At 35.3% G+C, this 12,339-nt stretch carries 17 protein-coding genes; 1 reads left to right on the top strand and 16 read right to left on the bottom strand.

Features of this window, described 5'->3' with window-relative positions; translation table 11 throughout:
* Positions 1-263: 263 nt before the first annotated feature.
* From QWY87_RS14645 to QWY87_RS14570, 16 genes are all read right to left on the bottom strand, one after another.
* The gene (locus tag QWY87_RS14645; RefSeq protein ID WP_290292589.1) at positions 264-623 is read right to left on the bottom strand and encodes a hypothetical protein; all 360 of its coding nucleotides are present in this window, start codon (positions 621-623) and stop codon (positions 264-266) included.
* Between the two features lie 164 nt (positions 624-787).
* Positions 788-943 carry a hypothetical protein gene (locus tag QWY87_RS14640; RefSeq protein WP_290292587.1) on the bottom strand — a complete coding sequence of 52 codons (156 nt, stop codon included), beginning with the start codon at positions 941-943 and terminating at the stop codon, positions 788-790.
* 161 nt (positions 944-1,104) lie between these two features.
* Positions 1,105-1,893 (bottom strand): gluconate 5-dehydrogenase, encoded by a 789-nt coding sequence (locus QWY87_RS14635; protein WP_290292585.1) that lies wholly within the window; start codon positions 1,891-1,893, stop codon positions 1,105-1,107.
* 398 nt (positions 1,894-2,291) lie between these two features.
* The gene (locus QWY87_RS14630) at positions 2,292-2,426 is read right to left on the bottom strand and encodes a hypothetical protein (protein WP_290292584.1); all 135 of its coding nucleotides are present in this window, start codon (positions 2,424-2,426) and stop codon (positions 2,292-2,294) included.
* An 85-nt stretch (positions 2,427-2,511) separates the two neighbouring features.
* Positions 2,512-2,775 (bottom strand): hypothetical protein, encoded by a 264-nt coding sequence (locus QWY87_RS14625; RefSeq protein WP_290292583.1) that lies wholly within the window; start codon positions 2,773-2,775, stop codon positions 2,512-2,514.
* Between the two features lie 64 nt (positions 2,776-2,839).
* Positions 2,840-3,415: an electron transport complex protein RnfA gene (locus QWY87_RS14620; protein WP_290292582.1), complete on the bottom strand. Its 576-nt coding sequence runs from the start codon at positions 3,413-3,415 to the stop codon at positions 2,840-2,842.
* Between the two features lie 3 nt (positions 3,416-3,418).
* The gene (locus QWY87_RS14615; protein WP_290292580.1) at positions 3,419-4,024 is read right to left on the bottom strand and encodes an RnfABCDGE type electron transport complex subunit E; all 606 of its coding nucleotides are present in this window, start codon (positions 4,022-4,024) and stop codon (positions 3,419-3,421) included.
* 5 nt (positions 4,025-4,029) lie between these two features.
* Positions 4,030-4,617, bottom strand: a complete 588-nt coding sequence (locus tag QWY87_RS14610; RefSeq protein ID WP_290292578.1) for an RnfABCDGE type electron transport complex subunit G — start codon at positions 4,615-4,617, stop codon at positions 4,030-4,032.
* Between the two features lie 2 nt (positions 4,618-4,619).
* On the bottom strand, positions 4,620-5,630 hold the full coding sequence (locus QWY87_RS14605; RefSeq protein WP_290292576.1) for an RnfABCDGE type electron transport complex subunit D: 1,011 nt from the start codon (positions 5,628-5,630) through the stop codon (positions 4,620-4,622).
* A gap of 1 nt (position 5,631) precedes the next feature.
* Entirely contained in the window at positions 5,632-6,960 is a 1,329-nt protein-coding gene (rsxC, locus tag QWY87_RS14600; RefSeq protein WP_290292574.1) for an electron transport complex subunit RsxC, read from the bottom strand.
* The gene (locus QWY87_RS14595; RefSeq protein ID WP_290292572.1) at positions 6,953-7,906 is read right to left on the bottom strand and encodes a Fe-S cluster domain-containing protein; all 954 of its coding nucleotides are present in this window, start codon (positions 7,904-7,906) and stop codon (positions 6,953-6,955) included. The genes rsxC and QWY87_RS14595 overlap by 8 nt, the downstream gene beginning before the upstream one ends.
* Before the next feature lies 1 nt (position 7,907).
* On the bottom strand, positions 7,908-8,330 hold the full coding sequence (locus QWY87_RS14590; RefSeq protein WP_290292569.1) for a SoxR reducing system RseC family protein: 423 nt from the start codon (positions 8,328-8,330) through the stop codon (positions 7,908-7,910).
* A gap of 254 nt (positions 8,331-8,584) precedes the next feature.
* Positions 8,585-9,532 (bottom strand): sugar phosphate isomerase/epimerase family protein, encoded by a 948-nt coding sequence (locus QWY87_RS14585; protein WP_290292568.1) that lies wholly within the window; start codon positions 9,530-9,532, stop codon positions 8,585-8,587.
* A gap of 158 nt (positions 9,533-9,690) precedes the next feature.
* Positions 9,691-10,014: a hypothetical protein gene (locus QWY87_RS14580; protein ID WP_290292566.1), complete on the bottom strand. Its 324-nt coding sequence runs from the start codon at positions 10,012-10,014 to the stop codon at positions 9,691-9,693.
* 111 nt (positions 10,015-10,125) lie between these two features.
* Positions 10,126-10,686, bottom strand: a complete 561-nt coding sequence (locus QWY87_RS14575; protein ID WP_290292563.1) for an Ivy family c-type lysozyme inhibitor — start codon at positions 10,684-10,686, stop codon at positions 10,126-10,128.
* A gap of 45 nt (positions 10,687-10,731) precedes the next feature.
* Entirely contained in the window at positions 10,732-11,610 is an 879-nt protein-coding gene (locus QWY87_RS14570) for a PPK2 family polyphosphate kinase (RefSeq protein ID WP_290292560.1), read from the bottom strand.
* Between the two features lie 106 nt (positions 11,611-11,716).
* Here QWY87_RS14570 and QWY87_RS14565 point away from each other — a divergent pair, with 106 nt between their 5' ends.
* Positions 11,717-12,148: an Ig domain-containing protein gene (locus tag QWY87_RS14565; protein WP_290292559.1), complete on the top strand. Its 432-nt coding sequence runs from the start codon at positions 11,717-11,719 to the stop codon at positions 12,146-12,148.
* Positions 12,149-12,339: the final 191 nt, after the last annotated feature.

Genomic DNA, 12,339 nt, shown 5'->3' with positions numbered 1-12,339 from the left:
ATTTCTTGTTTTGCAGCCTCCAGATCAATTACAAACTGTTCGTTTGCATGTAAGCTGGCAACAGCTACAGAACCCATTATACGTCCATAAACTACATCTGAGTGCCAGTGAACATTTCATGCAAGAATCATTTATTATTGTGTCTAACACATTGGAAGCCAAACACTTTTATCACAGAAAGTTTTATCTTAATAAGATGATTATCCGCTTTATAAAAATTGTAAATAAAACTGCAACAAGGTGAAATACACAGTCACAAAGGATTAATTAACCAAATCTTTATCCTTCTTAATCCTAAAGCCTCTTTCTTCACCAATGTAAAGCGGATCGCCATGTTTTTCAGACCAAAACCCATCAAGTATATCTCTAGAAATACATTTATACACTGCAACACCTTTATAAATATGATCATCGTCCCCATGATAATGAAAGTTCACGACCAGAATATCATCCTTAAAAAAGCCCGTACCAAGTTGCTTTTGATTATGGTTTATGATCCATTCTGCAACAATTCTATTGTTAGAATCAAGTGATAAATTCAGTGATCCTTTATAGGTGTTATCACCCGCATCCTGGTTGGTTCCGATTATTGTGTATTCTCCAACAATTTCTTCAATTGACATATCAATATCCTGTTAATAATGTATCGCAAATTTAGATAAAACCTTCGTTAGGTAGCAGTTTACCATTTGAATCGTAATGCTCGTTTTTTAACTAAGCGGTGGTAAACACATTTTGATGTAAAATATGCCAAAGATTTCAAGTACGGAAAGTAGAGGGTACTGTATTAATTTGATGTATAATTCTCGAAAAATTCATCCATGCTTAAAGTAGGGGTTAAATTTCTAGATTTGTAATGCTCTAAATAAATCTTGTAACTCCTTCTTGCAAAACTACCAACCTTTTTAGTTGGATTTAAATCATCATGTAATTCTGTTTTCATATTAGAAGTTATTAGATAGATTAAATTTTCTTATCACTTATATATCAAGGGAATAATCAATATTACAAAAATATTTTTATTTGACCAAAATGTTTATTCAGATGACAATTAAGCAAAATGAAAAAGTTTATGAAAACCATGAGAAAATAATTTCATTTCTATTATAATTCATTTGAAGGCTTTCCTATTGTAGCAAGTATGCCTCCATCTACATAAATTACCTGACCGTTTATAAAATCACTGGCTTTGGATGATAAAAAAACAGCCGTTCCCGCTAAATCATCAGGATCACCCCATCTTGCAGCAGGAGTTCTATTAATGATGAAATCATTAAACGGATGCCCGTCAACCCTAATTGGCTTTGTTTGCTCCGTTGCGAAATAACCAGGACCAATTCCATTTGTTTGAATGTTATGTCTGGCCCATTCTGTAGCCATATTTTGAGTTAGCATTTTTAACCCGCCTTTAGCTGCCGCATAGGCTCCAACATTATTTCGACCCAATTCACTCATCATCGAACAAATATTGATTATTTTTCCTTGTCTTCTTGCAATCATGCCTTTTACAACATGTTTGGAGACAATAAAAGGGCTTACCAAATCAATATCAATGACTTCTTTAAAATCTGCAACTTCCATTTCAACCAATGGAGTTCGTTTTATGATACCTGCATTATTAATCAATATGTCAATAGTACCAACTTCACTTTCGATTTTAGTAATTGCATCTACCACTTCATTTTCATTAGCCACATTAAATTTATAGCCAAATGCTTTTATCCCTTCTGCTTCATAATATTTTACCGCTTTGGCAATCTTTTCCTGTGATGAGTTTCCATTCACTATAATTGTGGCGCCAGCAAGGCCTAGTCCTTTAGCCATAGCCATTCCAAGGCCATGTGTACTTCCTGAAATAAGCGCTATCTTACCTTTTAAATCGAATAATTCCATAAGTCAAATATAATACGTGTTCAGTTATCATAATGCAAAGACAACTTAGTCTTATTAAATCACATCTATTGTATTTAAAAAACAACTCAAAATTATGTATCTGGTTTGCAATGTCAATTATAAACTCATTAGCATAAATGAGACCATTATCAATATATAGCCATCATATTATGCAGAAATAAAAATAATGTTTTATGGGTGATAAAAAAACCCAAGTAAAAAATTACTTGGGTTGATACGTATTAAATTCGTAATGTATGTAGCTTAAATCAGATCCCCTCAGAAAATTTTTAAGCCGATCGAAGATACAATAATTAATTAAAAAAACTATCATTATTCTATGGATGCTTCATGAAAATTATTGCAACAACAAGAAGCAATTGAACAACTGTGATTTTCTAAATCTTGGCTGCATTTTTTTCTTTATAATCTTGCGTGTATTTAACAAGTTTCAATAATAGTTTAAACCCTAAAATTGCGCTGACAAAAATAGCACCGCTTATGCCTAGTATATTAAAAAATCCTTCTTCCATCTTAATGTCATATTTGATTCCTCAAAATTATACTTACATAAGGGATATCGCTACGACTTATTGTGTCGTAAACGTATGCGTAACATCAATTTCTAGATAACATATACATCTCCCTTAATAATTCTCTCGGATTTAAATTCCCTGTAAGGTCAGTCAGCACATTGTCATGCTTAAATATTAAAATATCGTATTTGAAAGGTTGGGTTTTCTCCTTGTCCTTGATTCTTCTGATGCCCGTTATAACACCTTCCAAATAGATGATATTCATCAAGCGCCTGAACTGATCAGGGTTCAAGTTAGGAGGTCCATTGTCTTTGGTAAATGAAGAAAAGTAATTAGAGTAAAGCATCACCACAAAGTTACAAGGTGATCGCGCTACTTGTTGATTAGGTTTGTACCAATTGAAAAGAAAATTAAACCAGCCCTGTAAACCCTAAAAATGCCAGTGATAACAAACCTGCTACCAATAAATTAATAGGAACTCCTTTCATTCCTTTTGGAATATCCGCTAATTCTAACTGCTCTCGAACACTCGCAAAAACGATCAGTGCCAATGCAAAACCAATAGCATTCGCTATGGCGAAGAATACTGCCTTTAAAAGGTTTCCGCTTTCTAAGCCTAAAGCTAAAATAGCGACTCCCAATACTGCGCAATTTGTTGTAATTAAGGGTAAAAACACACCTAGAGCCTGATATAATGGCGGGCTTACTTTCTTCAGCATAATCTCTACCATTTGAACTAATGCTGCGATAACTAAAATAAATGTGATCGTACGTAAATAATCTAAACCGGTTGGTACTAAAACAAATTCGTGTAGTAAATAGGTAACAAGGGTCGCAATGGTCATGACAAACAAAACAGCTCCTGACATCCCTACAGAAGTTGAAACCTTGTTTGACACGCCTAAAAAAGGGCATATTCCCAAAAATTGTGAGAGTACAATATTGTTTACAAAAACTGCTGTTATAAGAATTAAAATATATTCCATGTTCTAGTTTTCTTTAATTGATACTTTATTAAATAGCACACTGAGATAAGCCAAGGCTATAAAAGCTCCTGGAGGCAGAATAAACAGAATTAAGGTACTCGCATCTTCTGAAACCATTTTCAAATTGAATAAGCTGCCACTTCCTAGTATTTCTCTAACTGCTCCAAGCAAGGTTAAGGCAATCGTAAACCCAATTCCCATACCCAAAGCATCAATTATTGACGACATAAGGTCTTTTTTGGAAGCATAGGCTTCTGCCCTTCCGAGTATCAAACAGTTCACTACAATTAAAGGAATGAAAATTCCTAACTGTTCATATAAAAATGGAATAAATGCTTCTAAAACCATTTCTACAATCGTTACAAACGATGCAATAATGACAATAAATGCAGGGATTCTCACTTTACTTGGAATCTGAGACTTTACAAGAGAGACAACAATATTTGACATCAGGAGCACAAATAATGTGGCTATTCCCATACCCAAACCATTAAATGCCGATGAGGTAACACCCAAAGTTGGGCACATACCCAGAAGCATTACGAAAACAGGGTTGTCCTTTATTATTCCTTTTAAAAAGTTTTGTTTATGACTAATTTCTGCTGCCATTATGCTTAGTTTTTAGCTGTTTTTTGATTTTCTACAAATACATCATATGCCATTTGGGCGGCTTCACCAAAAGCCCTTGTTGTTATTGTAGCTCCAGTTAATGCATCAACATCACCTTGGTCTTTTTTGACTTTTAAATTATACGATGACGGATGTTTACCTCTAAATTGCTTGATAAATTTTTCATCCTTCATTTTGGTTCCCAGACCGGGTGTTTCTTTTTGTTCGAGAACTGCTATGTTTTTGATGCTTCCATCTGGATTAAAACCAACCATTATTTTTACCAAACCACTAAAACCCTTTTCGGACGATCCAACAACTGCAGTTCCTGATTGATTTTCATTTAAAAAGCCTGCATAGATCTCAATACTGTCTTTAGCCAAATCAGTTTTTATCCGCTTTACATCTTCTACGGGATTGTTATTAAATTCTGGCAGCACATTTTTTAAAGCATTTATTTTACGGGCCAATTTGGCTTGCTCTTTGGGCCCTTTGGTAATATCATTTATAAAGCCCAGCGAAACACCTGCAATAAGAGTAATGGCAAAAAGTGTAAGGGTCATACTTATAAATGTGGATTTTTTCTTAGTCATAATTACACGATTTTTGCTGTGATTTTACTACCAAAACGCCTTGGTTTAAAGTATGTATTTATAAGCGGTACAAAGGCATTCATGATGAGTATGGCAAATGAAATACCTTCAGGATAAGCGCCATACAATCTAATAACAACCGTAATAACGGCGATACCGATTGCGAATATGACCATCCCTTTTTTTGTCATGGGGCTCGTAACCAAATCTGTTGCCATATAAAAAGCTCCTAAAATAGCACCACCTGAAAGGATGTGGATCAATGGATTAGCAAACATCTCTGGGTTTACCAACCAAAATATTCCGGTAAAAGCAGCCATCGTAGCAAGAATAGTGACAGGTATATGCCATGTAATGACTCTTCGAATCAATAAGTATATTCCACCAATTATCAATGCCAAGCCAGACATTTCTCCGGCAGAACCGCTTGTGATTCCCAGAAATAAATCCATCATACTTGGAATTTTATCTGAAAGTGTTGACATGGTTTCGCCATACATTAGGCCTTCCTTAATAATACCCAGTGTAGTTTCTCCTGTAACGGCATCAAATAAACTTGTGTTGTTTTCAACTGGAGTCGGCCATGAAGTCATTTGCACCGGAAATGATACCAATAAAAATACACGACCTACCAAAGCAGGATTAAAAATATTAAATCCTAAGCCTCCGAAAGACATTTTAGCAACCCCAATCGCAACCAAACTTCCTATGATTACCATCCAAAGCGGAAGTGTAGAAGGCAAGTTAAAGGCTAGTAAAATACCGGTTATCAGGGCCGAACCATCAGTTATTGTAATGGTTGTTTTTAATAAAAACTTCTGAATCAGGTATTCAAAAGCTATACAGGAAATCACAGCTACTGAAGTCATGATCAATGCACTTAATCCAAATACGTATATGGAAACCATAAAAGCCGGAATCAAAGCATAGAGCACATCATACATCACCTTTTTTGATGTTTTATCAGAATGTACGTGTGGCGAGGCTGATATTATAATTTTTTCGTCTACCATCTTAATTCTTAACAGTTTGTAGTTTCTTAACAATATTTTTACCGAATCTGATATAGTCTAATAAAGGTCTGTGTGAAGGACATACATAACTACAAGATCCGCACTCAATACAGGTCATGATATCTTCTGCTGAAGCGCGTTCATACAATCCTTTCTCAGATAAGTTCATCAGCAAATGAGGCTCTAATCCCATCGGACAAACAAAAACACAATTACTGCAACGAATGCAGTTTTTAGATTCTTGTCTGCTTGCCTCCTCTTGAGCAATAATCAATATTCCAGAGGTTCCTTTGGTAACAGGCACATCTGTATTCTTAATGGCTTTACCCATCATCGGGCCTCCATTGACAATTTTTCTTGTCCCATCTGGCAAGCCGCCAACTTCTTGGACCAAATCTTTTATAGGTGTCCCAATTTTAACCCAGAAATTAGAGGCATCCTCTACTTTCTTACCGGTAACTGTTACAACACGCTCAATTAAGGGTTGGTTATATTGAATAGCCTGATAAATAGCGAAAATGGTTCCAACATTATGCACAATTACGCCTACATCCATCGGTAGCCCCCCTTTTGGAACTTCTCTTTTCAAAATTGATTTGATGAGTTGCTTCTCACTCCCCTGAGGGTACTTTACTCTTAATGCCGCTACTTTGATTCTGTCATCACTGGCTGCTGCGTTTTTAAGAACTTTGATCGCATCTTTTTTGTTGTTTTCAATTCCAATTATGGCACTTTTAATATGTAATGCCTGCATAAGAATTTGTATCCCAACAATAATTTCTTCTCCCTTTTCAAGCATGAGCCTGTGATCAGCAGTAAGGTATGGTTCACATTCAACACCATTGATGATAAGGCAATCAACATGATTGTCATTTTTAAGGTCTAATTTGACATGAGATGGGAAAGTTGCGCCCCCTAAACCAACAATTCCAGAGTCTGTAATGTGTTGTAGAATATCCTTTTGATCCATAGTGATTTCCTTTTTTAATGGGAAATCTTGTATGTCAAAATTCGATTCGTTCTTTTGGTCGGTTCTGATTACAATACACTGTTTTTTATAGCCACTGCTATCCACCATCATATCGAGTTTGGTCACAGTTCCTGCTACTGGAGAATGTATATTGGAAGAAACAAATCCGCTTGACTTTGCGATTACCTGACCAATTTCAACTTTGTCTTTTCGATCTACCACAATTTCAGAGGGTATACCAATATGTTGTGCAATCGGTACGTATACAACCTTAGGTACCTGCATTCTTTTTATAGCTTTAAACGAAGTAATCTTGTTTTCAGCTGGGTGAATTCCTCCTTTTGGAAATGTTTTAAGCATCTATATTGGGTTTTTCAGATTCTACATCAGCTTTCGTTTCAATCTTGGCTTTGACAACCGGTTTTACTTCTGTTTTTTTAGCAGGAGTTACTTTCGGCTTTTTATCCTTTGGGATTTTAACTTTTTTGGGAGGAAAATTTGTTTCAATAATTGAATGTGTAGGACATACCTCAACACACTTTCTGCATAAGGTACATAAAGCAGGATCTATATAAGCCAATGTATCTGTCATAACAACGGCATCTTTCGGACAAATGTCTTCACATTTTGAACAGCCGATACAGGCTACATTACAGGCTTTTTTGGCAATTCCCCCTTTATCCTGGTTAAGACAACCAACAAATATTTTTAAATCTCTTTTGTTGAGCGGTCGCATTTCGATAATATCTCTTGGGCAAGCTTTTACACAAGCACCACAGGATGTACATTTATCAGTAATAATAACTGGCAAGCCAGTTTCTTCATCCATATACATGGCATCAAAATCGCAGACATCTACACAATCGCCATCACCTAAACAACCATATTGGCAATCTGTTTCTCCACCATAAACCAGTGATGAAATAGCACATGAGCGAGGCCCCTGATAAATGGTAGTTTTTGGCCTTACATCGCATCCTCCCTGGCATAGTAATACAGCTACGGTTGGATCCTTTTCTGCTACTTCCTTCCCTAAAAGCCCTGCAACCTGTTTCATTACATCATTACCTCCTACCGGACAGAACAACTCTGAAATATCTTCAGTATTAACTAGTTTTTCGGCAAATGCCTTGCATCCCGGAGAACCACAACCACCACAATTAGCAGCAGGGAGAATTTCGTCTACTTCACTTATTAAGGGGTTTTCATAAACATAGAACTTTTTGGAAACGACGTATAATATAACAGCTGCCACGATGCCTATTGAGGCAAGAAGTACAGCGCTATATAAAATCGATATTATCATCTTAAATCATTTTTAGGATTGATACTTTAAATTTCTTTTTGAAAAAGGCATTCAATATATACAATGTAATGTAGTATGGGATCAGCACTGAGAGTGCTATTAAACCTGCCAGCCCTTCTGAAAAGAACGATGAGGCTATAACTAATACACTTACCAATAGCATAAATGGAAACAAATAAGCCCAAAACACGGCTTTCAAGCCAAGTTCTTCATTTAATACAACAGCTACTTCTTCATTTAATACAAAATTTTGCCCTGCTTGTTTCTGGATGAGATTGGGATTGTCAATTTCAATTTCTTTGGAACTAGATTCTGATGCACCACATGCGGCCTTCGCTTTACAGCCCTCACAATTAATATTAGGCTCTAATGAAACCGTAATGGTTGAATTGGTAATTTTTGATATGGCCCCTGAATGCTTCATAAACTATTCAAATTCTTATGCTCAAAAAGAAAGGAGTTAAAACGCTCTTTAAAAGCTTCATCATCGATTTACAAAATTAGGGCATAAACAAGTTATAGAATATGACCTAAGTCAGAATTTGAATCAAATTTTTCATTAAGTAAAGGTCTATTTATGAAGTGAATTTGGAAACAAGATACAGAGCCGGTCAAATTGTTAGCTAACAACATGAAACCTCCAAACAGGAGAAAACAGCAAAAAATATTTGAAAAATACTAAGCTTTAGCCCATAATTCTCTTATGCTGCTAAGATCTTTTTTCATGGCATCAAAAACTATCTTTTTGTCAACTGATATTGAAAACTTACCTTTTTCAGCACCTCCAAGAGGATATTCCAAATGCAAGGAGACAGGCGGGTTCAAGTTGTAGGCCTTAAGTAATTGAAAATATTTAGTGAAATTAACCATGCCTTCTCCTATAGGTACATTAACGGCTTCCCATACACCATTTACTTTTGCCCATTTAAAATCCTTTAATACAAGGGTTTTAATTTTTTGATGTAAAAGTTGTAGTCCGTTTTCCCAAGAAAAACCACCTTCGGCTACTGCGTGGCGAATATCATATTGTACACCTAGATAATCTGGATCAATACCTTCAAGCATTTTTTGAATTTCCCAAAAAGAGCCTCCAACTTTAGTACCTGCATGATTTTGGTAACAGCCCGTGATACCATGTTCTTTATTAAGCTTTACTAGATTTTGAATGGTTTCTTGATATAGGTTTAATGACGCAACCATACTCATACCCTCATGGTATTTAAACCAATTCATCCTGTAGAAATTCACACCTAAGTCACCTGCAGTCTTAATAATGTCTACATCCTCGGTTTTATTAGCATTATCGATGGCCGTAGTAATCATTTTACATGATGATCCTGATCTTTCTATGTCACGAATTGCTGGTGCGAGATTTGAAATAACATCCTCTGGTAATATGTGCCCTTTTGGACGCACAGTTAAATCAATACCATTAAATCCGAGTTCAGCTGCAACCTGCCCCACTTCTTTTACATCTAAAAATTGCAAATGCTTTGAAAATATGCTCACATCAAGCGTATCATTATGCTCCTCAAATAATGGTGACATAGACGTAAGGGGCAATAAAGGAAGTGAAGTAGATGCTAATGTTGCCTTTTGAACAAATGTTCTTCTTGAATAATGCATTCTTGATTTGTTTACAAATAATTAAAAACCACAACATATGCTGGCATATTAAAGGTGTTGTTTGATTAATTAAATCTTGAACAATAAATGTATCTAAAAAATGAAGACAATCAAAGCCTTATAAAACGCAACTTTGAATCCTAAAAAATAATGTAGAACTAATTTCTTTTCTGTCTATTGACGATCACCAGCCAATAATAAATTACGATCGTGTAAAAAATGCCTCCAAATCCCATAATTAATGCCATTGCAGGAGAAAAAAGTAAGACCAAGACAGCTGTAAAATAGTATAACCCTACGCCTTGAATACATTTTTTAATTCGCCGTCTTTCATCTTCATCATTAGGCCATAAACGGCTTCCTCTGAAAAAATCCTTATAAGCAGGATGTATGAATTTTTCGATCATTATAGCAATCCATAGGATCATCGTAATGATCACTAGAATGGTGCTTCCAACATCTATTAAGAGAAGTATATTCATAACAATAAAGGCGCGAATAAGAGGTGCACCTCTATTTAAAACTCTAAATATCAGTATTTAGTATATGAGAAATCAAAAATTTTATCTGTTCTTTTTTGCTACCAACACCTTCTATAGCTCATATTTTGACTCTATAGAATCCGGGTTTCCGATCCCTGCATTGTCCTTTTTAGTATTTAAGTCCTTTGCAAACTCAGCAGGAAGTTCGATCAAGCCCTTTTCCTGATAAACACGCAACATATTACTTCTAAAATAAAAGACATTTATATTATCATTGTCAAGATCGATAAAAAAGTCATAGGCATTACTCGGGCAATTGTGCTGTTTGCATCCACTCATATGAACAATATTGTCTATGATAACGAGGCTTGTCTCTGTGTTATAATTTTGTATCAGCGCTTTATAATTAAACCGCTCCAAATTCTGAAGTCTTTGCGACAAGACTCCATTTGTCAATAGATTTTCTTGAGTTGCGTATTTCCCTGAATATGCTTTTAAATAAGCCAATGGTACAATCGGCAATTCGGCTTCTGTTTCCTCCTCCAACTGAAGTTCAGTTTCAATAGGTAACGGAACATCTATAGGAGAATCGATATATTCATTTGATTTTTTCTCTTGCTTACATGATACAATTACTAACAATATCAATAGGTAAAAAACAATTTTATTCATAATCAATTACATTTTAATTCTTGTTCAATAATATTCATCTTCATATTATTCTTCATTCAACTGCTGAATATACATGTTTATTTTTGCCTTCACTTCATCATCTAAATCAGGCTCCTGGATGTCTTTATAAATTTTCAACGTATCATATAAGATTTTGGCTACAAGATAGCGGGCAGTGGCCTTATCATCAGCAGGAATTGTATACCATGGGGCATGAGGCTTCGACGTTTTATTAATCGCTTCTTGATAACAGAATTGGTATTGATCCCAAAGTTTCCTTTCTTTTAGATCACCTGGAGAAAATTTCCAATGCTTCTCCTCTTTCTCCAAACGCCTTATTAAACGGTTTTTCTGTTCCTCTTTTGAAAGGTGTAAAAAGAATTTGAAAATGATGGTTCCGTTTTTTGCAATATGGTCTTCGAAATTTTTGATCTGATCAAATCTCTCTTCCCAAAAATTTTCTGTAATGTCTTCAACTGAATTGATTCCCGGGATGTTCTCACCCATGATATAACCAGGATGCACTCTTGTAACCAAAACATTCTCATAATGTGTTCGGTTAAAAACACCGAATTTACCCCGAGCAGGTAAAGCGATATAATGTCTCCATAAATAGTCATGACCCAATTCAAGAGGGGTTGGCACTTTGAAACTATGCACCACTACTCCACGAGAATTGAAATCTTTGAACACCTCTCTGATCATACTATCTTTACCTGCGGTATCCATGCCCTGTATACATATCAATACTGCATATTTTCCATGGGCATATAAAGTGTCTTGAAGTTTACCTAGTTTTTTGCGTACCCGTCTTAATTCTTTTTCTACTTCCTTCGTATCTGTTTCCAATTTAATTTTAGTTGGAAGTACATTTAATTCTATAGTGCTGTCCACTTTAAAAATGGAGGTATTGATATCTTTCATCTAAGGCGTTTTAGTAAGCTTAATGCTATGGCTAAAGATAAAAAAAACAATTTGAATTTTGCTTGGCACAGAATTTGAATTAGCAGCTATTATAAACTTATGAATTATGTTATTTCGGCTCCTCCTCAGAAAAAGACTTCTTCTTGTCTTGCCAATTTTACTATTTTCCTATTCTTGTGAAATGCTAACTGATGAATTGCTTGAATGCAATGATAAGATTGTCCCTAAACTTCCAAGGAAAAACATGCTAATTGGTAAAGTAGGATCCAGTTATTCTGAGATTATTTCAGCCTATATCCAAAATGCAGATGAAGAAACTTTTGAATATGAGTTCTCCATGACGGGAAATCTTCCCGCAGGCTTGGGTTACAGAAGTGATGGCCGGGTTTTTGAAATTTTTGGGAAACCAACAGAAGCTGGAACTTACACCTTTAAAATAAAAGTTAAACTCCCTCATGTTATTTCGGGGGTCGGAGACGGTTTTTGTTTTGCAAAGGATTCTGACAGACAAAAATACACCATCATAATTGAGGAATAAAAAAATTTAAACTCATGGCCCAATCCAAATATCTCTGAGGGGAAAAGAACCGAATCGAACCAATCATTTAAATTTTGGATTAAAACGACATCTTTCTGCTTATATTGTAATTACATGAAGAATAGACGCTTAGAAAACGTGGAGCAATGTTGTTAATAATTGATACTTTTAAGGCCTTACTTTTAGGATTC

Source organism: Lutimonas halocynthiae, from assembly GCF_030409835.1.
Taxonomy (GTDB): domain Bacteria; phylum Bacteroidota; class Bacteroidia; order Flavobacteriales; family Flavobacteriaceae; genus Lutimonas; species Lutimonas halocynthiae.
This window is presented reverse-complemented; position numbering and strand designations above follow the sequence as displayed.

Bases quoted from the DNA above. Each gene is read 5' to 3' on its own strand.
- QWY87_RS14615 (WP_290292580.1), bottom strand. From the start codon at position 4,024: ATGGCAGCAGAAATTAGTCATAAACAAAACTTTTTAAAAGGAATAATA.
- QWY87_RS14590 (WP_290292569.1), bottom strand. From the start codon at position 8,330: ATGAAGCATTCAGGGGCCATATCAAAAATTACCAATTCAACCATTACG.
- rsxC (WP_290292574.1), bottom strand. From the start codon at position 6,960: ATGCTTAAAACATTTCCAAAAGGAGGAATTCACCCAGCTGAAAACAAG.
- QWY87_RS14640 (WP_290292587.1), bottom strand. From the start codon at position 943: ATGAAAACAGAATTACATGATGATTTAAATCCAACTAAAAAGGTTGGT.
- QWY87_RS14630 (WP_290292584.1), bottom strand. From the start codon at position 2,426: ATGGAAGAAGGATTTTTTAATATACTAGGCATAAGCGGTGCTATTTTT.
- QWY87_RS14635 (WP_290292585.1), bottom strand. From the start codon at position 1,893: ATGGAATTATTCGATTTAAAAGGTAAGATAGCGCTTATTTCAGGAAGT.
- QWY87_RS14645 (WP_290292589.1), bottom strand. From the start codon at position 623: ATGTCAATTGAAGAAATTGTTGGAGAATACACAATAATCGGAACCAAC.
- QWY87_RS14620 (WP_290292582.1), bottom strand. From the start codon at position 3,415: ATGGAATATATTTTAATTCTTATAACAGCAGTTTTTGTAAACAATATT.
- QWY87_RS14610 (WP_290292578.1), bottom strand. From the start codon at position 4,617: ATGACTAAGAAAAAATCCACATTTATAAGTATGACCCTTACACTTTTT.
- QWY87_RS14585 (WP_290292568.1), bottom strand. From the start codon at position 9,532: ATGCATTATTCAAGAAGAACATTTGTTCAAAAGGCAACATTAGCATCT.
- QWY87_RS14575 (WP_290292563.1), bottom strand. From the start codon at position 10,686: ATGAATAAAATTGTTTTTTACCTATTGATATTGTTAGTAATTGTATCA.
- QWY87_RS14595 (WP_290292572.1), bottom strand. From the start codon at position 7,906: ATGATAATATCGATTTTATATAGCGCTGTACTTCTTGCCTCAATAGGC.
- QWY87_RS14570 (WP_290292560.1), bottom strand. From the start codon at position 11,610: ATGAAAGATATCAATACCTCCATTTTTAAAGTGGACAGCACTATAGAA.
- QWY87_RS14580 (WP_290292566.1), bottom strand. From the start codon at position 10,014: ATGAATATACTTCTCTTAATAGATGTTGGAAGCACCATTCTAGTGATC.
- QWY87_RS14605 (WP_290292576.1), bottom strand. From the start codon at position 5,630: ATGGTAGACGAAAAAATTATAATATCAGCCTCGCCACACGTACATTCT.
- QWY87_RS14625 (WP_290292583.1), bottom strand. From the start codon at position 2,775: ATGCTTTACTCTAATTACTTTTCTTCATTTACCAAAGACAATGGACCT.
- QWY87_RS14565 (WP_290292559.1), top strand. From the start codon at position 11,717: ATGTTATTTCGGCTCCTCCTCAGAAAAAGACTTCTTCTTGTCTTGCCA.